At 74.8% G+C, this 20272-nt stretch carries 19 protein-coding genes; 12 read left to right on the forward strand and 7 right to left on the reverse strand.

The window, feature by feature from the left end; genetic code table 11:
• The first annotated feature begins 25 nt into the window (after positions 1–25).
• On the forward strand, positions 26–406 hold the full coding sequence (locus HDA34_RS05870) for a YtxH domain-containing protein (protein WP_044658681.1): 381 nt from the start codon (positions 26–28) through the stop codon (positions 404–406).
• Between the two features lie 63 nt (positions 407–469).
• On the opposite strand, the gene HDA34_RS05875 is transcribed toward HDA34_RS05870, so the two are convergent.
• From HDA34_RS05875 to HDA34_RS05885, 3 genes are read right to left on the reverse strand one after another with little or no spacing between them, the layout of a single operon-like run.
• Positions 470–1216, reverse strand: coding sequence for a hypothetical protein (locus tag HDA34_RS05875; RefSeq protein ID WP_060973610.1), 747 nt, complete (start codon positions 1214–1216; stop codon positions 470–472).
• Complete coding sequence (locus HDA34_RS05880) at positions 1213–1971, reverse strand: hypothetical protein (protein ID WP_044658680.1); 759 nt, start codon at positions 1969–1971, stop codon at positions 1213–1215. Before HDA34_RS05880 ends, HDA34_RS05875 begins: the two co-directional genes overlap by 4 nt.
• 10 nt (positions 1972–1981) lie before the next feature.
• Positions 1982–3403 (reverse strand): LLM class flavin-dependent oxidoreductase, encoded by a 1422-nt coding sequence (locus HDA34_RS05885; protein WP_020621436.1) that lies wholly within the window; start codon positions 3401–3403, stop codon positions 1982–1984.
• 520 nt (positions 3404–3923) lie between these two features.
• Here HDA34_RS05885 and HDA34_RS05890 point away from each other — a divergent pair.
• The 3 genes from HDA34_RS05890 to HDA34_RS05900 are packed head-to-tail and all read left to right on the forward strand — an operon-like array spanning position 3924 to position 6651.
• The gene (locus tag HDA34_RS05890) at positions 3924–4772 is read left to right on the forward strand and encodes an ABC transporter ATP-binding protein (RefSeq protein WP_036317077.1); all 849 of its coding nucleotides are present in this window, start codon (positions 3924–3926) and stop codon (positions 4770–4772) included.
• Positions 4769–5788 (forward strand): aliphatic sulfonate ABC transporter substrate-binding protein, encoded by a 1020-nt coding sequence (locus HDA34_RS05895; protein ID WP_036317079.1) that lies wholly within the window; start codon positions 4769–4771, stop codon positions 5786–5788. Before HDA34_RS05890 ends, HDA34_RS05895 begins: the two co-directional genes overlap by 4 nt.
• On the forward strand, positions 5785–6651 hold the full coding sequence (locus HDA34_RS05900) for an ABC transporter permease (protein ID WP_036317100.1): 867 nt from the start codon (positions 5785–5787) through the stop codon (positions 6649–6651). The genes HDA34_RS05895 and HDA34_RS05900 overlap by 4 nt, the downstream gene beginning before the upstream one ends.
• 31 nt (positions 6652–6682) lie before the next feature.
• Here the strand turns inward: HDA34_RS05900 and HDA34_RS05905 are convergent, their stop codons facing one another.
• On the reverse strand, positions 6683–7939 hold the full coding sequence (locus HDA34_RS05905; protein ID WP_063189897.1) for an acyl-CoA dehydrogenase family protein: 1257 nt from the start codon (positions 7937–7939) through the stop codon (positions 6683–6685).
• A 210-nt stretch (positions 7940–8149) separates the two neighbouring features.
• Here HDA34_RS05905 and acs point away from each other — a divergent pair, with 210 nt between their 5' ends.
• Positions 8150–10354 carry an acetate--CoA ligase gene (gene acs, locus HDA34_RS05910; protein ID WP_134377002.1) on the forward strand — a complete coding sequence of 735 codons (2205 nt, stop codon included), beginning with the start codon at positions 8150–8152 and terminating at the stop codon, positions 10352–10354.
• Here the strand turns inward: acs and HDA34_RS05915 are convergent.
• Positions 10303–11592 (reverse strand): M20 metallopeptidase family protein, encoded by a 1290-nt coding sequence (locus tag HDA34_RS05915; RefSeq protein ID WP_134377003.1) that lies wholly within the window; start codon positions 11590–11592, stop codon positions 10303–10305. The two genes, acs and HDA34_RS05915, sit on opposite strands and share 52 nt — an antisense overlap.
• A gap of 197 nt (positions 11593–11789) precedes the next feature.
• Complete coding sequence (locus tag HDA34_RS05920; protein ID WP_095353584.1) at positions 11790–12668, reverse strand: siderophore-interacting protein; 879 nt, start codon at positions 12666–12668, stop codon at positions 11790–11792.
• 201 nt (positions 12669–12869) lie between these two features.
• Between HDA34_RS05920 and HDA34_RS05925 the strand changes: the two genes are divergently transcribed.
• The 7 genes from HDA34_RS05925 (at position 12870) to hutG (ending at position 19496) form a co-directional block, all read left to right on the forward strand.
• Positions 12870–13748, forward strand: a complete 879-nt coding sequence (locus HDA34_RS05925; protein ID WP_041104451.1) for an EamA family transporter — start codon at positions 12870–12872, stop codon at positions 13746–13748.
• Positions 13749–13763: 15 nt separating this feature from the next.
• On the forward strand, positions 13764–14570 hold the full coding sequence (locus HDA34_RS05930; RefSeq protein WP_134377004.1) for a DUF1648 domain-containing protein: 807 nt from the start codon (positions 13764–13766) through the stop codon (positions 14568–14570).
• Positions 14571–14578: 8 nt separating this feature from the next.
• Positions 14579–15115 (forward strand): metallophosphoesterase family protein, encoded by a 537-nt coding sequence (locus HDA34_RS05935; protein WP_134377005.1) that lies wholly within the window; start codon positions 14579–14581, stop codon positions 15113–15115.
• 209 nt (positions 15116–15324) lie between these two features.
• Positions 15325–16257 carry a hypothetical protein gene (locus HDA34_RS05940; protein ID WP_049147891.1) on the forward strand — a complete coding sequence of 311 codons (933 nt, stop codon included), beginning with the start codon at positions 15325–15327 and terminating at the stop codon, positions 16255–16257.
• 225 nt (positions 16258–16482) lie between these two features.
• Entirely contained in the window at positions 16483–17856 is a 1374-nt protein-coding gene (locus HDA34_RS05945) for an O-acetylhomoserine aminocarboxypropyltransferase/cysteine synthase family protein (RefSeq protein ID WP_134377006.1), read from the forward strand.
• Between the two features lie 3 nt (positions 17857–17859).
• Positions 17860–18375 (forward strand): CoA-binding protein, encoded by a 516-nt coding sequence (locus HDA34_RS05950; RefSeq protein ID WP_041104443.1) that lies wholly within the window; start codon positions 17860–17862, stop codon positions 18373–18375.
• A 74-nt stretch (positions 18376–18449) separates the two neighbouring features.
• Positions 18450–19496, forward strand: coding sequence for a formimidoylglutamase (hutG, locus tag HDA34_RS05955; protein ID WP_134377007.1), 1047 nt, complete (start codon positions 18450–18452; stop codon positions 19494–19496).
• Positions 19497–19533: 37 nt separating this feature from the next.
• On the opposite strand, the gene HDA34_RS05960 is transcribed toward hutG, so the two are convergent.
• Positions 19534–20211 carry a GntR family transcriptional regulator gene (locus HDA34_RS05960; RefSeq protein ID WP_073116184.1) on the reverse strand — a complete coding sequence of 226 codons (678 nt, stop codon included), beginning with the start codon at positions 20209–20211 and terminating at the stop codon, positions 19534–19536.
• Positions 20212–20272 lie beyond the last annotated feature (61 nt).

The following is a 20272-nucleotide window of genomic DNA, read 5'->3' on the forward strand; positions in this document are numbered from 1 at the left end:
TCCCGACACATGAAGGAGACCACCCATGCGCCTCATCACCCTGGGCCTCGGCGCCGCACTCGGCTACCTGCTCGGCTCCGCCGAGGGCCGCAAGAACCTCGAGAAGATGACCCAGAACGCCCAGAAGCTCTGGAACGACCCCAAGACCCAGGAGAAGGTCGGCCAGGTCCAGGAGACCGCCCAGCAGAAGTTCGCTGAGGTGAAGAAGTCCGATCCGGTGCAGAAGGCCACGACGAAGGTGGAGGATGCCATGCAGGGCAACGACAAGAAGAACGACGTCCGCGAAGATCGCGTGACCGAGTCCAACAACGACAACATCACCTCGGCGGCCCGCCACGGTGCCGAGCCGGACACCATCTCGGACCCGTCCACCCCGCTGGGTGACGAGGGTCCGCTGACGCGCTGACCCGCGCAGACACGGCGGCCCGCCTCCCCGAGGGGAGGCGGGCCGCCGCCGCCGTGGGCCGGGTCAGCCGTCCTGCTTCAGGACCTCGTCGGCCGGCGGGGCCTGCACCGGATCCACCCCGCCCATCTCGGAGAGGGTCACCACGGCCTTCGTGCCGGCGGACTCGGTCTCCACGGTGAGCAGGCGGCCGTCCTCCTTGGACACCGTGAACGCGGTCAGCTCCACGCCCTCCTGCGGGCCCGAGACGGGCTCGTCCAGCACGTAGCGGATCGCATCCTGACCGCTGCGGCGGATGCCGTCCGCGTCCGCCTCGACGTCGTCCAGGCCGCCCGACTCCGGCAGGGAGCCCAGCAGGGAGCTCACCATCGCGCCCATGCCGGTGGCGCTGGGATCGCCCTCGTACGGGGTGGCGGTCCAGCGCTCCGCATAGGCGGGATGGTCCTCACCGCTCGCGCCGACGCGCTCCACCGTGAACCGGGAGTACGCGGTGCCGTCCACGATCCGGGACTCGTCCCGGGTGATCAGACCGTCGTCCTTGTACACGGACACGTACCGCATGGACGAGCCGTCCACGGGACCGGAGATGTCCACCGCGTCCGGGACCGCGCGGCCGTTGCTCGGGGCCTCGGACCGCAGCTCGGTGACCATGCGGACGGAGTCGGCCTCCTCGAGCTGGGTGCGGGCGCGGTCCCAGGCGCCGGGGGCGTCGTCGCCCGAGGCGCAGCCGGTCAGCAGCAGGGCGGCCGCCCCGAGGGCGGCGAGGGACAGGCCGCGGCGGGTGCGGCGGGTCTGGGTCTGGCGCTGCCTCACTCGGCCACCTCCTCCGGCGCCTCGGCCGGCTCGATCTGGTTCCAGTCGCTCAGGGCGTACTGCTGGGTGGCCCGGCCGTCGTCGACGGTGAGCGCGACCAGCTCGCCGTCGTCGTCCACCGTGAAGGAGTGCACCCGGGTGGCGTCGCCCTCGACCATTGCGGCGTCGGCGACCTCCTCGGGCACGGCGTAGCGGTAGGCCGTGCCGTCGTCCCAGTCGACCTCCTCGGCGCGCACCTCGGCGCCGTCGAGGGCGTCCGCCGCGGGGAAGCCCACCTGGTCGAGGAGGGCCTTCAGGGGCGGCTCCTGCCCCTCACCGGCCGGGACACGGCGCCACTGCGGGTCGGAGTACATCACCTGGACGTCGTCCGGGACGTCGGAGCCGTCCACGTCGACCCGGACGAACACATCCTCGCCGACCTGGCGGGACTCCATGGTGATGTGTGAGTCCCGGCCGACCTGCATGACGCCCTTCGACTCGGCGTCGCCGCCGTCGAGCCGGCCGGCGATGTCCCAGCGGACCGAGTGCGGGCCCTGACGGCCGGTGGTGTAGGCGGTCTCGAGTCGGACGGTCTCGGCCTCGTCCAACTGGGTGCGGGCCTGATGCCAGGCCTCCCCCGCCGACTGCGGCTCGGATGCGCACCCGGCCAAGGCCAGGGCGCCCACGACGCCGAGCCCGGCCGCGCGGACGGCACGTCTGCGCTGCATGTTCTCCTCCTGGGGCTGCTGCCGGCCGAGGCAGGGCGCCGCGGCCATTGGCGTCACCCTACCGGCGGCGCAGGGCGAAGGATGCGCCGTGGTGGTTCTGCGGCAGGTGGTCGCCGCGGCCGAAGAGCTTGTGGCGCAGCGTGCCGTCCGTGTACGCGGTCTTGTAGCGGCCGAGCTTCTGCAGCGCCGGCACCACGAACTCCACGACGTCCTCGAAGGCGCCCGGGGTGATGTGGTAGGCGAGGTTGAAGCCGTCCACGTCGGTCTCGTCGGCCCACTCGACGAGCTGACGGGCCGCGGACTCGCCGCCGCCCACGATCACGGGGCCGAAGCCGCCGATGCCCACCCATTCGGCGAGCTTGCGCACGGTCCACTCCTCATCCGTGCCGGAGGCCTTCTGGAAGGTCTCCACGGCGGACTGGATGGCGTTCGACTTCACGTCCCCGATCGGCTCGTCCAGGTCGTACTGGGACAGGTCGATGCCCATCCAGCCGGACATGAGCACGAGGCCGCCCAGCGGGTCCACGTACTGCGCCAGGTCGTCGTACTTGGCCCGCGCGTCCTCGTCGGTGGCCCCGGTGACGATCGTCTGCATCGCGAAGATCTTCACGTCGTACGGGTCACGGCCGGCGTCCACCAGGGCCTGGCGGATCTTCTTCACGGTGGCGGCCGCCAGCTCCTTCGTGGGGGAGTTGATGAACACGGCCTCGGCGTGCTTGCCGGCGAAGGCGCGGCCGCGCGTCGAGGCGCCGGCCTGGTAGATCACGGGGGTGCGCTGCACGGACGGCTCGGTGACGGCGTGGCCGGGCACGGTGAAGTACCGGCCCTCGTGGGCGATGTCGTGGACCTTGGCCGGGTCCGCGAACACGCCGGACTCCTTGTCGTAGACGACGGCGTCGTCCTCCCACGAGCCCTCGAGGAGCTTGTAGACGACGTCGAGGTACTCGTCGGCGTGCTCGTAGCGCTCGTCGTGCTCCATCTGGTCGTCCTGGCCCATGTTCTGGGCGGCGGAGGGCAGGTAGCCGGTGACCACGTTCCAGCCCACGCGGCCGCCCGTGAGGTGGTCGAGCGTGGCGAGGCGGCGGGCGAACGGGTAGGGGTGCTCGTAGGCGGTGCCGGCGGTGACGCCGAAGCCGAGGTGCTCGGTGACCGCGGCCATCGCGGAGACGAGCAGGAACGGGTCGTTCACGGGGGTCTGCGCGCCGGTCCTGATGGCGGCCTCGGAGGTGCCGCCGTACACGGAGTACGGGCCGAGGACGTCGGCGATGAACAGGCCGTCGAACAGGCCCTTCTCCAGCGTCTGCGCCAGGTGCGTCCAGTAGCCCAGGGTGTTGTAGTCCCGGGCGTGGTCGTCGGGGTGACGCCAGAGACCCGGGGACTGGTGGGCGACGCAGTTCATGTCGAATGCGTTGAAGAGGATCGCGCGGTGCTCGTCCGGGCGGGTGGGTGCTCCGGCCCCGGCGTTCTCGGCGGTGCTCATGGGTCTCCTTTCCAGGGCCGCCCGGTCGCAGGGGCGCGGCCGGGCGAGCGACGGTTCCGCACCATGCAACGCTGACGCGGCCGGCGGTGGAAGCCGGTCCGGCCCAGGGGTTCATGACGGCCCCGCCGGGCCCGGCCACGCGTGCGGCGCCCGGTTCGTGACATGCCCCGACCGTGACGGAGGGCACGTCCGCGGGTGGCGTCCCTGCGGCGACTCAGCGGCACCCCAGCGCTGAGCCAGTGACGTCCCAGCGCTGAGCCAGTGACACCCCAGCGCTGAGCCAGAGAAATCTGCTGCCTCCACCCTACGGAGACGACCGAAACGTCTGGCTCGGCGCTGGCTCGGCGCCGGCTCGGCGCGGGATCGGCGCGGGGCCCGGCGCCCCCGGTGTGACGCCCGTGCGGCCCTCCGGCGCCGGCGGCGGGGCAGACTTGCAGCCGACCGGGCCCGCGGTGGTCTGTTTGGCATCCGTCTCCGTCCGGCGCCGACACCGACGACGCAGCGACGATGGGAGCCCTCCATGAGCGTGCACGCGCCTTCCCGTGCCACCGCCTCCACCCCGGTCCGGGACGAGGACCGCCACAGCCTCGACGTCGTCTTCCGCGGCGTCGGGCGCACGTTCCCCACCGCGGACGGACCACGCGTCGTCCTGCGCGACGTGGACCTGACCGTGGCGCCCGGCGAGGTGCTCGCCGTGATCGGCGCCTCCGGCTGCGGCAAGTCCACGCTGCTGCGCGCCGTGGCCGGCCTGGACCCGGACTTCGACGGAGAGCTGCTGATCGACGGCTCGCCCGTGCGCCCCTACGACGAGCGCACCGCCGTCGGCTTCCAGGAGCCGCGCCTGCTGCCCTGGCGCACCCTGCGCCGCAACGTGGAACTCGGCCTGCCCCGGGGGCTGGACCGCGCCGCGGGCCGGGCCCGCGTGCAGGAGCTGCTCGAGCTCGTGGGCCTCGCGCCCTTCGCGGAGCACCGCCCCCGGGAGGTCTCCGGCGGCATGGCCCAGCGGGCCTCGCTCGCCCGCGCCCTGGCCCGCCGCCCCGGCGTGCTGCTGCTCGACGAGCCCTTCGGCGCCCTCGACGCCCTGACGCGCCTGAAGATGCAGGACCTGCTGCTGGACGTGCACGCCGCCACCGGCACCACCGTCCTGCTCATCACCCATGACGTGGAGGAGGCCCTGCAGCTCGCCGACCGCGTGCTGCTGCTCTCCCGTGACGTCCCCGTGCCCGAAGGCGCGGCCCGCCCCGGAGCGACCGTGGGGCGGATCGTGGACGTGCCGGGGGCCCGTCCCCGCGACCGCGCGGACGCCCGCCTGGCCCGGCTGCGCTCCGAGCTCCTCGAGGGCCTCGGCGTCGAGAGCCACGCCCGATGAGCGGCACCGGCACCGCACGCCTGACCCGTCGCACGGCGCTCGGCCTGCTGGCCGCGTCCCTGCCCCTGGGCCTGAGCGGATGCGTCCTGCAGGGTGAGGCGGGGGCCGGCCCGGTGAATGACCGGGACACGCTGAGCATCGACTACGCCACCTACAACCCGCTCTCCCTCGTGATCCGCCACCAGGGATGGCTGGAGGAGACGCTCGCGCCCCGCGGCGTCCGGGTGAACTGGGTGTTCTCCGCCGGCTCCAACAAGGCGAACGAGCTCCTGCGCTCGAACTCCGTGGACATCGGGTCGACGGCCGGCTCGGCCGCGCTGCTGAACCGGGCCAACGGAGCGCCCACGCGCATCGTGGGCATCGCCTCGCGACCGGAATGGTCCGCGCTCATGGTCCCGCCCGGCTCGGACATCACGGACGTCGCCCAGCTCGCGGGCCGCACGGTGGCCGCCACGCGTGGGACGGACCCGTACTTCTTCGCCGTGCAGGCACTTCAGGCCGCCGGGGTGGACCCGGCCGACGTCGAGATCCAGAACCTGCAGCACGCCGACGGCCGCGCCGCCCTCGCCGGCGGCTCGGTGGCCGCGTGGTCCGGGCTCGACCCGATCATGGCCAAGGCCGAGGCCGAGGGCGCCCGCTTCCTGTACCGGGACCTCGCCCTGAACACGTTCTCCGTCCTCAACGCCACGGAGTCCTTCCTCGAGGAGGACCCGGAGACGGCCCAGACCGTCCTGGACACGTACGAACGCGCCCGCGCCTGGGCGCTCGAGCACCCGGACGAGACCGTCGGGATCCTGGCCGAGGCAGCAAAGATCTCCCCCGACGTCGCCCGCACCGTGATCCTCGAACGCACCAACGCGGACGTCAGCCCCGTGCCGGGCCAGGAGCTGCTCGACGCCCTGACGGGGGTCGGACGGATCCTGGTCGACACCGGGTCCGTCGACTACCAGCACCAGGTGGACGCCGCCCTGGCGAGCATCCTGGACACCCGTTTCGCCGAGGAGGCCATCCGATGAGCACCGCCCCGACCACCCCCGCCGCGACGACGGACCCCGAGGCACGCGAGCGGTCGGGTCACGACGACGGCGACACGGGGGCGCGCCGGCGGCACCGGTCTCGGCTGCTGGAGCGGCCCGGCGCCCGGGCGGTGGTGGGGCTGGCCGTGCCCGCCGTCCTCCTGGTGCTGTGGTGGGCGGTGACGGCCGCCGGGCTGCTCTCCGCGGTGCAGCTGCCCTCGCCCGGGGCGGTGCTGAGCGCCGGCGTCAACCTGCTGGAGCGGGGCGACCTGTGGCTGCACGTGGGGATCTCCACCCAGCGCGTGCTGCTGGGCTTCCTGCTCGGCGCCGCGCTCGGGCTGGCCGTGGGGTCCGCGCTCGGGCTGTCCCGGTGGGCGGACGCGCTGTTCGCCCCGCTGATCGGGGCGCTGCGCGCGGTGCCCTCGCTGGCCTGGGTGCCGCTGCTGATCCTCTGGATGCAGATCGGCGAGGAGTCCAAGGTCACCCTCATCGCGATCGGCGCGTTCTTCCCGGTGTTCACCACCGTCTACGCCGCCCTGCGCCATGTGGACCCGCACCTGGTGGAGGCCGGTCGGGCCTTCGGCTACCACGGGCTGTCCCTGCTGCGGACGGTGCAGCTGCCCGCCGTGGTGCCGGCCGTGTTCTCCGGCCTGCGGCTGGCCCTGGCCCAGGCCTGGCTGTTCCTGGTGGCCGCGGAGCTGATCGCCTCCTCGATGGGCCTGGGCTTCCTGCTCACCGACTCGCAGAACAACGGACGCACGGACCGCCTGATCCTGGCGATCATCCTGCTCGCCGTGCTCGGCAAGCTCACCGACTGGCTGCTCGGCCTGCTGGAGCGCCGGGCCCTGCGCCGCTGGGCCTGAGCCCGGCACGTCCGGCCGCCCGGTCGTCGGGTCAGTCCCCCTCGGGGACCTCGCCGGCCGACGTGTAGGCGGTCGGCGGGGTGCCGTTCACGAGCCAGTCGCCGGCCATGCGCACCTTGAACGCCGCCGGGTCGTGGGTGGCGAGGGTGCGGGCGTTGCGCCAGTGCCGGTCGAGCCGCAGCGTGGCCGACGTCGCCGACGCGCCGAGCGTGTCGAAGATGCGGGTGCACACCTCGAGGACGGCCTCCGGCACCACGGCCTGGGCCCGGTACGCGGCCGCCATCGCCTCGGCGGACGCCGCCACGACGTCGGCCTCCGCCGGGCCGGCCCCGTCGGCGCCGTCCTGCCCCTCGTCGAGCAGCCGCCCGATCTCGCGCACCATCAGCTCGGCCGCGGCCTGCCGCCCGGCCAGCTGCCCCATGATCTCGAGGAGCTGGGGGTCGTCCTTGGGCAGCGCGGCCGTGCCGGTGTTGAAGGTGCGGCGCCGCTGCCGCAGCAGCTGCGTGCCCTCCGTGAGCGCCGCCCGGCCGATCCCGGCCTGCAGCGCCAGCAGGGTCGCCTCCATGAGCACGGGCACGGGCCCGTCCTGCCGCGGCACCTCGAGCAGCTCCTCGGCCGCGGCGTCGTCGAGCACCACGGACCCGGTGGCGGTCAGGCGCTGGCCGAAGCCGTCCCAGTCGTCCTTGATGCCCACGCGCGGCTGACGCACGCGCACGACGGCGACGGCCCGGTCCGGCTCGCGGACCGCGCCCCCGGCCCGCTTGGAGTTCCGGCGGGAGACGAGGTCCGCCCCCTCGATGCCCACGGTCGCGGCGGTCCACGTGGCGAAGGCCGAGCCGGTCGCGTAGTACTTCTGCCCCCGCACGACCCAGGTGCCGCCCTCGTCCCGGCTGGCCAGGGTGGCGGCACGGCCCGGCGCGGCCCCGCCGGCGCGTTCGGCCAGGGCGGAGCCGGCCCAGTCCCCGTCGACGATGTGCCGCAGCCACCGCTCCCGACGGGCGGGCGCCTGGTCCATGGCCGTGGCGATGAACACGAGGTGGGAGCGCCAGACGTGCGCGGTGTTCACGTCCCGGGCGGCCAGGTCCATGAGCAGGCGCAGCACGGTCTCGCTGCCGCCGCCCTCGCCGCCCGCGTCCTCGGGGACACCGACCTTGCCGAACCCGGCGGCCTGCAGCTCCGCGAGGGCGGCGAACGGCAGGTGCCGGCCCGCCTCGCGGGCCCGCTCGCCGTGGGCGACGGAGTCGAAGGCGTCGGCGTACCGGGCGGCGAGGGTGGCGTAGGTGGTCATGGACCTACTCTGACACGCGCGGGCGGCCCGGGGGCCGGGACGCCCCGGCCGTGGGACGGGGTCCACACCGGCCGCCGTCGCCCTGGCCCGCGCCGGACGCCCGCGGGGCCCCGGCGGGCCGAGCATGACCGCCGGTGACGACGGCGGGCGGGGCGCCGTCGTCGTCGTCCCTAGCCTGGTCGGACCCGCCGACCAGGAGGACCGCCGCCCATGACGCCCACCGAGGACCCCGCCCGCCCCGACCCGGCCGAGGAGGGCGCCTCCGGGGCCGTCCGCGGACCGAACGACGGCGTGCCCGCCGCGGCCCTCGCCACGCTGCCCGGCCCCCTCCCGCAGGCGCTCGTCGACGCCGCCGACCCGGACGTCCACCCCGGCCGCCCGGCGGACCGGCTGCACGGCGGGCGCGGCGACGGCCGCCCGGTGGCCGAGGCGGACCGGCTCGCGTTCTGGGAGGCGGCCGGCCGACGTCTGAGCTGGGAGCGACCCTTCACCCGGACGCGCTCCCTCACCGCCCCGGACCCGGCCGCCGAGCGCGGCCCGGAGATCCGCTGGTACGAGGACGGCACCCTGAACGTGGCCGTGAACTGCGTGGACCGCCACGTGGCGGCGGGGCGCGAGGAGAAGGTCGCCCTGTACTTCGAGGGCGAGCCCGGCGACCGCCGCGCCGTCACCTACGCACAGCTGCAGCGCGAGGTCGCCCAGGCCGCGAACGCCCTCGAGGAGCTGGGCATCGAGGCGGGCGACCGCGTCGTCGTGTACCTGCCCGTGCTCGTCGAGACGATCGTCATCACGCTGGCGTGCGCGCGGATCGGCGCCGTGCACTCGCTCGTGTTCGGCGGGTTCTCGGCGGAGGCGCTGCGGTTCCGCGTCGAGGACACGGGCGCCAAGCTGCTCGTCACCACCGACGGCCAGTTCCGCCGCGGTGCCGCCGTCCCCGTGAAGGCCAACGCGGACGAGGCCGTGTCCGGGGACAACGCGATCGAGCACATCCTCGTCCTGGACCGCACGGGCCACCGGGACATCCCGTGGACCGAGGGCCGAGACCTGTGGTGGCACGACGTCGTGGACCGCCAGCCGGACACCCACACCCCGCGCGCCTTCGACGCGGAGCACCCGCTGTTCATCATGTACACCTCCGGCACCACGGGACAGCCCAAGGGGCTCGTGCACACCTCCGGCGGGTACCTCGCCGCGGCCTCGTGGACGCACGACTTCCTGTTCTCCCACCCGGACCCGGCACGGCGCGACGACGACGTCCACTGGTGCACCGCGGACCTGGCCTGGGTCACCGCGCACACCTACGAGATCTACGGTCCGCTCTCGAACGGGGTCACGCAGGTGATCTACGAGGGTGTGCCGAACGCCCCGCACCCGGGCCGGCACTTCGAGGTGATCGAGCGCTACCGGGTGACGAGCTACTACACGGCGCCCACCCTGATCCGCTCGCTCAAGGGCTGGCATCCGGACGGGATCCCGGCGCACGCGGACGGCGGTCCGGACCTGTCCTCGATCCGTCTGATCGGGACCGTGGGCGAGTCCGTGAACCCGGAGGCCTGGACGTGGGCGCGGACCCAGATCGGCCGGGACACCCCGGACCTGCCGATGGTGGACACGTGGTGGCAGTCCGAGACGGGCGCCACCGTGCTCTCCCCCCGCCCCACGGACACGGCCTTCAAGCCGGGCTGCGGCTCCCGGCCCCTGCCGGGGGTGGACGTGGCCGTGGTCGACGACGACGGCGCCCCCACGCCCGAGGGCCTGCAGGGTCGGATCGTGGTCACCCGCACCTCGCCGTCGATGGCCCGGACCGTGTGGCAGAACCCGGCCCGCTACTTCCACTCGTACTGGGAGGACTACGCGGACCAGGGCGAGGCGGGCTGGTTCCTCGCCGGCGACGGCGCCAAGCGGGACGAGGACGGCGACGTCTGGATCCTCGGGCGCGTGGACGACGTCATCAACATCTCCGGGCACCGGCTGAGCACCATCGAGATCGAGTCCGCCCTCGTGGCGCACCCGGAGGTGATCGAGGCGGGGGTGTGCCCCGTGCCGCACGAGACCACCGGGCACGCCGCCGTCGCCTTCGTGGTGGCGCACGAGAGCTGGCTGGCCGGCGATGACGGCCCCGGCGCCTCCGCCGCCGACCGCGCCGAGGAGCTGCGGCGGCATGTGGGGCGGGTGATCGGGCCGGTGGCCAAGCCCGCCGAGGTGGTCTTCGTCCCCGACGTGCCCAAGACCCGTTCGGGCAAGATCATGCGGCGGCTGCTGACGCAGCTGCACCAGGGCACCGCGCTCGGGGACACCACGAGCCTGCAGAACGAGCCGTGCGTCGGGCAGATCGCCGAGGTGCTCCGGGCCGGCCGCCGCGCTCAGGACGCCGGCACCGGCGCCGTCCGCAGCGCCAGCTCGGCCAGCACCTGAGCGGCCCGCGGCACCACGGCGTCGTCGAACACGGCCTGCGGGGAGTGGTTGACCGGGGCCTCGTCCGGGTCCATGCCCTCCGGGACCGCCCCGAGCAGGACGTAGGCGCCGGGCACCCGCTGGAGGACCTCGGAGAAGTCCTCGCTGCCGGGCTCGGGCTCGGGCAGCTCCCGGTAGGCGTCGGCCCCGTAGAGGTCCTCCACGACCCCGCGGACGAAGGCCACCGCGTCCGGATCGTTGGCCGTCACCGGGAACGCGCAGTCCGTCCGGACCTGCGCGCTCATGCCGTGCGCCGCGGCGATCCCATGCACCAGGCGCTCCACGGCCGAGAGCAGCCGGGCGCGGGCGTCCGCGGAGAAGGTCCGCAGGGTGAGGGCGAGGGTGGCGCTGTCCGGGATGATGTTGGCCGCCGTGCCCGCGCTCAGGTGCCCGACGGTCGCGACCACCGGGTCGAAGGCGTCGAACTGCCGGGTGACCACGGACTGCAGCGCCAGCACCATCTCGGCGGCCACGGGCACCGGATCCTGGGCCAGGTGCGGCACCGAGCCGTGCCCGCCTCGACCGTGCACCGTCACCACCAGGTCGTCGCAGCCGGCCTGGATCGCCCCCGGGCGGCTGAGCAGGACGCCGCGCGGGTACGTGCCCGAGGAGACATGGATCGCGTAGGCGGCGTCCACCGGTCGCCCGGCCGCCTCCAGCAGTCCCTCCTGGATCATGTGCAGGGCGCCGCCGCCGGTCTCCTCCCCGGGCTGGAACATGGCCACCACGTCGGCGGTGAGCTCCCCGCGACGGCGCACCAGCCAGGCCAGCGCGCCGTAGAGGCCGGCGGTGTGCAGGTCGTGGCCGCAGGCGTGCATGGTGCCCGGCACGGAGGGGGCGTACTCCAGCCCGGTCTCCTCCGTGACGGGCAGGGCGTCCATGTCCCCCCGCAGCAGCACGACCGGCCGCCGGGCCCCCTCCGGCAGCGGGGCCCCGCCGCGCAGCACCACGACGACGGAGCTCAGCGCCCGGCCCACGCTCGTCTCCAGCGCGGGGCGGCCGGTGGCGGCATCCTCCCCCGCCTCGGCGCGCAGGGCCTCGAGCCGCTCGAGGACGGCGGCCTGGGTGCGGGGCAGGTGCAGGTCCAGCTCCGGATGCCCGTGGAGGCGCCGGCGGAAGGCGATCGCCTCCCGTGCGATGTCCTCCGGCAGGTCCGGGGCGAGGGCGTTCGCGGGCGGGGTGGGGGCGGTGCGGTCCATCAGGACATCATGCCGTGGCGCCCCGCCGGCCCACCCGGATCGCCCAGCGGGTCAGCCGGCCAGCTCCTGCAGCTCGGGCAGGTCGAAGACGTCCTCCGAGGCGGGGGCCTCGGGCGCCTCGACCGCGTTCCACTCGGTGAAGGTGGCGTCCGCGGCGGGCCGGAGGCGCAGCCGCGGATGTGCCGTCCCTGTGCGGGTCAGCCGCCGGTGGTGCCGTCCTCGAAGATCTGCCCCGCCGGGGTCTGCTTCTCCGCCTGGAACACGTCCTCGGCGCGGCCGTAGGCCCAGTACGCGCTCACCGACAGCTGCCGCCGGTCCACGCCGCGCACGTCCGTGAGGTACGCCCGGACGCGCTTGACCTGCTCCCGCTCGCCGTGCACGAACGCGTGCACCCGCCCCTCCCGCCACGCCGCGTCCTCGACGGCGGCGGCGAACCGCGTCGTCTCCGGGGTGAAGGGGTCGCCGCGGTGCAGCCAGCGCACCTCGACGCCGGCCGGCGCGGTCAGGGGCACCTCGTCCCGGGCGTCGGTCACCTCGATCAGCGCGACGCCGACCGCCGCGGCGTCCGTGGCGGCGAGGTCCTCGAGGGCGGCGGCGATCGCCGGCAGGGCGGCCTCGTCGCCGGCGAGCAGGTGCCAGTCCGCGGTGGGGTCGGGTCGGTAGGCGCCGCCGGGGCCCAGGAACGCGACCTGCTGCCCCACGGGCTCGGAGGCCGCCCACGCCCCGGCCAGGCCGCCGTCGCGTCCGGGGGCGGCGCCGTCGTCGGACGCGCCGTGGACCACGAAGTCGACGTCCATGGTGCGGGCGGCCGCGTCCATGCGGCGCACCGTGTAGGTGCGGCGGACCGGCAGCTGCTCCGGGGCGAGGCGCTCGCGGAGGGCGTCCAGGTCGTACGGGGGCTCGAGGCCGAGCGCGGGGTCGGCGAAGAGCAGCTTCACGTACTGGTCCGTGGCGCCCTTCTCCGCCCAGCGGGCGTGGACGGCGTCGAACTGCTCGCCGCCGAGGGTCAGGCGCACGAGGTGCGGGGTGAGCCGGCGGGCGGCCACCACGGTGAGGACGGTCTGGGGCCGGGCCATGCGGGCCTCCTGGGATCGGGGCGGGGTCTGCGCGGGCGCGCGTCCCCCACTTTCCCACGACGAGGCGGATTAGCGCACGTCAGCGTGTTGTTTTCCGCGGCCTCGGGGTCAGCGGAACCGGGCCCCCCGGTGGTCCTCGGGCAGCAGCGCTCCCGCGCCGGCCGGGGCCGGGGTGGCGCGGCGCGCCCCTAGGCTGTGGGCGTGCGTCTCGTCCTGCTCGTCCTGCTCTCGCTGCTGAGCCAGCAGCTCGGCGCGTCCGTGGCGGGCCTGCTGTTCGACGACGTCGGCGCGTCCGCCATGGTCGCCCTGCGCGTGGTGTTCTCCGCGGCCGTGCTGCTGCTCGTCACCCGGCCGAGCCGCGCCGCCCTCGCCGGCCTGGGCCCCCGGGGGTGGGCCGCCGTCGTCGGGCTGGGCGCGGCCATGACCGGCATGAACCTGGCCATCTACGAGGCGTTCGCGCGGATCCCGCAGGGCGTGGCCGTGACGTTCGAGGTGCTCGGGCCGCTGGCGCTGTCCGTGGCGGCGCGGCCGTCGTGGCGATCGGCGGCGTGGGCGGCCCTCGCGCTCGCCGGGATCGGGGTGCTCGGCCGGGAGGGGTTCAGCGCGGACGGCGGGATCGGCGGGGCGGGGCTGGACCCGGTGGGGGTGGCGCTCGCGCTGGCCGCGGCGGCGTGCTGGGCGGGGTACATCCTGCTCTCGCGGCGCGCGGGGACCCACCTGCCGGGGGTGCAGGGGCTGGCCCTGGCGACGGCGGCCGGGTCCCTCGTGGCGCTGCCGGTCGGCGTCGCGACGGCGGGGGCGGCCCTGCTCTCCCCCGTGGTGCTGGGCGTGGGGCTGGCCGTGGCGCTGCTGTCCACGGCGGTGCCGTACGGGATCGACCTGCAGGTGCTGCGCCGCATGCCGACCGCACTGTTCTCCCTGCTGACGTGCCTCTCGCCGATCGCGGCGGCGCTGACCGCGTGGGCCGTGCGCGGGCAGGAGCTCACCCCGCTGGACCTGGCGGGGATGCTGCTGGTGATCGCGGCGTGCGCGGCCGCCGTCTGGACGGGCCGATCACCGGGTGTGGCGGGCAGGGGCTGAGGCTAGCCTGTGTCGATGCCCCACCCGTCCCGTCCCGCCCCCGACGACGTCCCCGCCGCCGAGCGCGCCGCCCTGCGCCGTGGCCGGCTGCGTCCGTGGCTGCCGTTCCTGCTCGCGGCCGTGCTGTGCCTGGCGCTGCTGGGGTGGGCCCTCGTCGCCCTGCCGGGCCTGCCGGAGCGCGTGCCCACGCACTGGGGCGTCGACGGGCGGCCGGATGCGTGGGAGGACACCTCGTTCGGCACGGTGGCGGCGGGGCCGCTGATCGGCCTCGGCGTGACGGGGTTCCTGGCCCTGGTCTCCGCGATGGTCACCGTCCTCGTCCCCACGGATCCGGGGCTGTCCCCGTGGCGGCGCGTGCGCCAGGCGGGGGTGCACCGCGGGGTCCAGGAGTGCCTCGGGTGGTCGTGCGTGCTCATCGTGCTGGTGCTGGCCCCGTCGACGGTAGAGGCGCTCGCCGCCGGGGCGTGGATGATGCCCTGGTGGCTCCTGCCCCTCACGCTGACCGTGCTCATGGTGGGCATCTTCCCGGCGATGCGGGCCGGCATTCAGCGGTGGACGCGCTGGTCGGACCGCGTCGCGGCGGAGCTCGGGCACCGGCCCACGGCCGCGGAGCTCGCCGAGGACGAGATGTGGACGCCCCTGGGGCTCAAGCGCGACCCCGAGGACCCGGCCGTCTTCCCCGCCAAGCGCCCCGGCTACGGGGTGGGCGTGACGGTCAACCTCGCCACCCCGGTGGGCCGGTGGCTGGTGCGCGGATTCGTGGCCGTGTTCATCGTCGGCCTGCCTCTGGCGATCTGGCTCGGCGCGTTCGCGGCACGGTGAGGCGGACCGTGCCCGACGACGTCGCCGTCCGCCTGCTCCTGATCGCCGACACCCACATCCCGCGGCGTGCCCGTGCCCTGCCCGCGCAGGTGCGGGCCGAGGTGGCGCGGGCCGACGTCGTGCTCCACGCCGGCGACTGGGTGACCGAGGACGTGCTCGACGACCTCGACGCACGGGCCGCCCGGCTGGTGGGCGTGTGGGGCAACAACGACGGGCCGGGGCTGCGGGCGCGGCTGCCCGAGGTGGCGCGCGTGGAGATCGGCGGGGTGCGGATCGCGATGGTCCACGAGACGGGCCCGGCGGCCGGCCGCGAGCGCCGCATGGCCGCGGCGTTCCCGGACGCGGACGTGCTGGTCTTCGGGCACAGCCATATCCCGTGGGACACCGTGGCCGGGCCGGAGACCGCGAACCCGGGACTGCGGCTGCTCAACCCCGGCTCCTGCACGGACCGGCGACGGCAGCCCGAGTGCACCCTGATGCGCGCGGTGGTGCGGGACGGGCGGCTCGAGGACGTGGAGCTGGTGCCCGTGGACCGCACGCCGTGACCGACGGGCCGGCCGCTCCCCCCTGCAACGCTGGTTGAGTTATCACGGGTCCAGGCGGCTTGCACCCGTGATAACTCAACCCGCGTCGCGCCGGTGCCACCATGACCGGCGGGTCGGCCGCTCCTGCACAGCCACCACGACGACGGCGGCCCTCCCCAGGGCGCGTCGGTCCGGTCCGTCGCAGGGCCCGGGGGCGGCAGGCTCACCCCATGACCGCGCGCACGCCCCTGCCGTCCACCCTCGCCGCGGGCGCCTTCACGACGGCCGAGCTGCACGCCGCCGGCCTGCCGTGGCGCCGCACCCTCGCGGCAGACCTCGCCCGGATCTGCCGCGGCGTGCACACCGCGGGCATCCCCGACCCGTGCGCCCCGGACGGCGCGGCCGCGCTGGTCCGCCTCACGGGCGGGGTGGTCTCCCACGTCTCTGCCGCCCTCTGGCACGGACTGCCGCTGCCGCCCCGCCTCGCGCGGCCCGCCGGACTGCACCTGACCTTCGACCGCTCCGCGCGCACGCACCGGACCGACCTGGACGGCGTCGTCAGCCACCGGGTGCGGCTGCCCTCCGACCACGTGCTCGAGCTTCCCGACGGCCAGCGCGTCACGACGGCGGCGCGCACCTGGTTCGACCTCGCCGGGATGCTCCGCCCCCACGAGGTGGACTGGCTCATCGCGGACGGCGACCACCTGGTGCGTCCGCCGTGGACGCCGACGGGCCGGGCGGACCCCGTGGCCACCGTGTCCGAGCTGTCGGAGGTGCTCGCCCGCTGCCGTGGCCGGCCGGGTGTCCGTCTCGCACGTGCCGCGCTGGCGGAGGTGCGCGTCGGGGCCGACTCCCCGCCCGAGACCTTCCTCCGGCTCGCGCTGATCCGGGCCGGGCTGCCGGAGCCGGAGCTGCAGGTCGCCGTCGACCCGGCCGACCCGGCCTCGCCCGTCGTGGACCTCGGGTACCGGGGGGCGCGCCTGGCCCTCCAGTACGACGGCGCCGGCCACCGCACGGCTCAGCAGCAGGCGAGGGACGCCCGTCGGGACGCGTACTGCCTCGAACGGGAATGGACGACCCTGCGCTGCACCTGGGAGGACCAGCGCGCTGGGTTCGGGCGGATCGTAGGGCTGGTCCGGCGTCGGCTCGCCCGCACGCGCTGATCCGCCCCCGCCCGTCCCAACGCGGGTTGAGTTGTCACGGGTCCCGTCCAACGCGGGTTGAGTTGTCACGGGTCCAGGCCCGCGTAACCGGTGATAACTCAACCCGCGTTGCACGCCAGCGGCCGGCGCCGCGTGACGCTCTGCGACGTCCCCACCCTGCCCCCGGCGCGCCTCGCCCGGGACAATGGGACGGACTGTCCCGAAGCCTCCATCGAAAGGACCCCCGTGGCTGACCACGAGTTCGGCTTCCGCACCCAGGCGCTGCACGCGGGCGCCGTCCCGGACGCCGTCCACGGCTCCCGCGCGGTGCCGATCCACCAGACCAGCTCCTTCGTGTTCGAGTCCGCCGAAGACGCCGCCAACCTCTTCGCGCTGCAGAAGTACGGCAACATCTACTCGCGGATCGGCAACCCCACGGTCGCCGCGTTCGAGGAGCGGGTCGCCACGCTCGAGGGCGGGATCGGGGCCGTCGCGACGGCGTCCGGCATGGCCGCCGAGTTCGTCACCTTCGCGGCCCTCGCCGCGGCCGGCGACCACATCGTGGCGTCCTCCAAGCTGTACGGCGGCACGATCACCCAGCTGGACGTCTCCCTGCGCCGGTTCGGCGTCGAGACCACGTTCGTGGACTCCGCCGAGGCCGCGGACTTCGAGGCCGCCCTCCAGCCCAACACCAAGACCGTCTACACGGAGATCGTCGCCAACCCCTCCGGTGACGTCGTGGACCTGCCCGGCCTGGCCGACGTCGCCCACCGGCACGGCGTGCCGCTCGTCGTGGACGCGACCCTCACCCCGCCCTACCTGATCCGGCCGATCGAGCACGGGGCGGACATCGTCATCCATTCGGCCACGAAGTTCCTCGGCGGGCAGGGCACCACGCTCGGCGGCGTCGTGGTGGAGTCCGGCCGCTTCCCGTGGGACAACGGCAAGTTCCCGTCGATGACCGAGCCCGTGCCGTCGTACGGCGGCGTCTCCTGGTGGGGCAACTTCGGCGAATACGGTTTCCTCACCAAGCTCCGCTCGGAGCAGCTGCGCGACTTCGGCCCGTCGCTGGCCCCCCAGTCGGCGTTCCAGCTGCTGCTCGGCGTCGAGACGCTGGCCCCGCGCATGGACGCCCACCTGGCGAATGCGCAGGCCGTGGCGCAGTGGCTGGACGAGGACCCGCGCGTCTCCTGGGTCCGCTACGCCGGCCTGCCCGACCACCCGCACCACGCCCGCGCGCAGCAGCTGCTGCCCCGGGGCGTCGGCTCGGTGTTCAGCTTCGGCGTGGCCCCGGCAGCCACAGACACCGACGACGGCGCCTCCGGTCCGGAGGCCGGGCGTGCGACGGCGTCGCGCTTCATCTCCGCCCTGCAGCTGGCCAGCCACCTGGCCAACATCGGCGACGCGAAGACGCTCGTGCTGCACCCCGCCACGACGACCCATCAGCAGCTCACCGCCGAGCAGCTCGTGGCCGCGGGCATCCCGGAGGACCTCATCCGCATCTCGGTGGGCATCGAGGACACCGAGGACATCCTCTGGGACCTGGACCAGGCCCTGACCGAGGCCACCGGCCGCACCCGCGACGACGACGGCGCCCCGGCCGCGCCGAAGGAGGCCTGAGCCATGAGCACCACCCACCCCGAGCGCACCTGGACCGGCCCCGGCGCCCCCGAGCGCCTGGCGATCCTGCGGCGCACCCGGTCGATCGCGATCGTCGGCGCCTCGGACAAGCCGGCCCGTGCGTCGTACTTCGTGGCCACGTACCTGCTGAGCTCGACCACGTACGACGTCTACTTCGTCAATCCCGTGCTCGCCGCGGCCGGCAAGGAGATCCTCGGCCACCGCGTGTACGCCTCGCTGGACGACCTGCCCGTCACCCCGGACCTCGTGGAGGTGTTCCGCAAGTCCTCCGACGCCCCCGAGGTGGTGGCGGACGCCGCCCGCGTGGGCGCCCGGACCGTGTGGCTGCAGCTGGGCATCTGGAACGAGGACGCCGCGCGTCAGGCCGAGGCCGCGGGCCTGGAGGTCGTGATGGACCGCTGTGTGAAGATCGAGCACGCCCGCTTCCACGGCGGGCTCAACCTCGCCGGCTTCGTCACCGGCGTGATCAGCTCGCGGCGCCAGGAACTGGACCGCTAGGCGGACGACGCCCCGTGTCGGGCGTCGTCCGGCCCTCGTTGCGCACCCGCCCGTCGATGGCGTGAGATGGGCCCATGACCTCCGAGCTCCCCTCCTCGTCCCTCTCCCCCGCCTGGACCGGCCGCACCGACGGCGACACCCCCGAGCACCTGCGCTGGCACCAGGTCGTCCGCCCCGCCGACGGCCGCGGCGAGCCCACGACGACGCAGCGCCACCCCGGTGCCGGCGCTCCGACGTCGGGCGCGCGGTCCACGGCGCTCGTCGGCTTCGCCTCGGACGAGGGCGTGCGCCGGAACCACGGCCGCGTGGGCGCCGAGGACGGCCCGGAGGCGCTGCGCGGTGCGCTCGCCTCGCTCGCGTACCTCGAGGGCACGGGCGCGCTCGTGGACGCGGGCGACGTGTCCGTGGACCGCGGCGACGACGACGCCCCGGGCGAGCTCGAGGCGGGCCAGGCCGAGCTGGGCACGGTGGTCAGCGGGCTGCTGAACGCCCACGACCTGGCCGTGGTGCTCGGCGGCGGACACGAGACCGCCTACGCCTCGATCACGGGCCTGACCGGCTCCACGCGCGTGGGCGCGGGCACGCGCGTGGGCATCCTCAACCTGGACGCGCACTTCGACCTGCGCGAGGCGCCGCGGCCCAGCTCCGGCACCCCGTTCCTGCAGGCGCTGCGGGACGCCGAGGAGGCGGAGCATCAGCTCTCCTACGCGGTGGTGGGCATCAGCGAGGCCAACAACACCCGGGCCCTGTTCGACACCGCGCGCGAACGCGGGGTCACGTGGGTGACCGACGAGCAGGCCCAGACCGCCGACGTCACCGGCGTCCGCCGCTGGGTGCGCTCGTTCATCAACGCGGTGGACGTGCTCTACCTGACGATCGACCTGGATGTGCTGCCGGCCGCCGTCGCCCCGGGGGTGAGCGCACCGGCCGGCTTCGGCGTGCCGTACGAGGTGATCCACGCGTGCGCGCTGGAGGCCACCCAGTCCGGGAAGCTGGCCCTGGCCGACGTCGTGGAGCTCAACCCCGCCCTGGACGTGGACGGCCGCACGGCGAAGGCCGCGGCCCGGCTGATCCACACGGTCGTCAGCCGTCACCGGACGGACGCGTCGCTGCTGGCCTGAGGCAGGCCGGGGTCCCTTCAGGCGGGGGCCGCGCGCGTCAGCGTCCCTCCGCCCACGGGGCCGGGGGCTCGGCACTGCCGTGGGCCGCGCGTCGGGCGGCGTAGTCCAGCGCCGAGCGTGCCAGGAAGTCGTGCAGGGCCAGCACCCCGGCCCGGGCTCCCGCCGAGTCCCTCCGGGTCACCGCCTCCAGCGCCGGGACGTAGAACGCCCGGCCGCGTTCGACCTCGTCGGGCAGGCCCTTCGTGGTGGCGAGCCAGAACCGCCGAGAGAGCCCCTGGAGCGGGACCAGGGAATCGGCGAGATAGCGGTTGTTCGCGATCGTGCGCAGGAGTTCGTTCGAGCGCCCGACGGCGGCGACGTACGCCGGCAGGTCCTCCACCGTGCGCAGGTGCCGCACGTGGGCTGCGACGGCGGCCAGCTGCTCCTCGTCCGCCCGTGCGCAGGCCAGTCCCACGGCCAGCGCCTCGAGCGACCGCCGCACCTCCAGCCTCTCCAGCTGGTCGTCCACGGAGATCGGGGGCACCTGCAGGCCACGTCCCCCACCGGCCAGGAGCCAGTGGTCTCGGATGAGGCGTTGCACGGCCTCGCGCAGGGGCGTGCGCCCCGTCTCGGCGGCGGCGATGAGGTCCGCCTCGCTGAGGATGGCGCCCGGTGGCAGCTCCCCGGTCTCGATCTTCTGCGTCAGGCGGGCGTAGGCCTCCTCCGACTTGTTCATGGGGCCCAGCCTAGGCAGTCAGCTGCCCCCCTCCGCTTGATATATATCCGGAATATGCGGC

Source organism: Micrococcus luteus (assembly GCF_014138885.1).
Taxonomy (GTDB): Bacteria; Actinomycetota; Actinomycetes; order Actinomycetales; family Micrococcaceae; genus Micrococcus; species Micrococcus luteus.

Coding starts and splice junctions, on each gene's coding strand:
- HDA34_RS05870 (WP_044658681.1), top strand. CDS start 26: ATGCGCCTCATCACCCTGGGCCTCGGCGCCGCACTCGGCTACCTGCTC.
- HDA34_RS05880 (WP_044658680.1), bottom strand. CDS start 1,971: ATGGCCGCGGCGCCCTGCCTCGGCCGGCAGCAGCCCCAGGAGGAGAAC.
- HDA34_RS05885 (WP_020621436.1), bottom strand. CDS start 3,403: ATGAGCACCGCCGAGAACGCCGGGGCCGGAGCACCCACCCGCCCGGAC.
- HDA34_RS05890 (WP_036317077.1), top strand. CDS start 3,924: ATGAGCGTGCACGCGCCTTCCCGTGCCACCGCCTCCACCCCGGTCCGG.
- HDA34_RS05895 (WP_036317079.1), top strand. CDS start 4,769: ATGAGCGGCACCGGCACCGCACGCCTGACCCGTCGCACGGCGCTCGGC.
- HDA34_RS05900 (WP_036317100.1), top strand. CDS start 5,785: ATGAGCACCGCCCCGACCACCCCCGCCGCGACGACGGACCCCGAGGCA.
- HDA34_RS05905 (WP_063189897.1), bottom strand. CDS start 7,939: ATGACCACCTACGCCACCCTCGCCGCCCGGTACGCCGACGCCTTCGAC.
- acs (WP_134377002.1), top strand. CDS start 8,150: ATGACGCCCACCGAGGACCCCGCCCGCCCCGACCCGGCCGAGGAGGGC.
- HDA34_RS05915 (WP_134377003.1), bottom strand. CDS start 11,592: ATGGACCGCACCGCCCCCACCCCGCCCGCGAACGCCCTCGCCCCGGAC.
- HDA34_RS05920 (WP_095353584.1), bottom strand. CDS start 12,668: ATGGCCCGGCCCCAGACCGTCCTCACCGTGGTGGCCGCCCGCCGGCTC.
- HDA34_RS05930 (WP_134377004.1), top strand. CDS start 13,764: ATGCCCCACCCGTCCCGTCCCGCCCCCGACGACGTCCCCGCCGCCGAG.
- HDA34_RS05940 (WP_049147891.1), top strand. CDS start 15,325: ATGACCGCGCGCACGCCCCTGCCGTCCACCCTCGCCGCGGGCGCCTTC.
- HDA34_RS05950 (WP_041104443.1), top strand. CDS start 17,860: ATGAGCACCACCCACCCCGAGCGCACCTGGACCGGCCCCGGCGCCCCC.
- hutG (WP_134377007.1), top strand. CDS start 18,450: ATGACCTCCGAGCTCCCCTCCTCGTCCCTCTCCCCCGCCTGGACCGGC.
- HDA34_RS05960 (WP_073116184.1), bottom strand. CDS start 20,211: ATGAACAAGTCGGAGGAGGCCTACGCCCGCCTGACGCAGAAGATCGAG.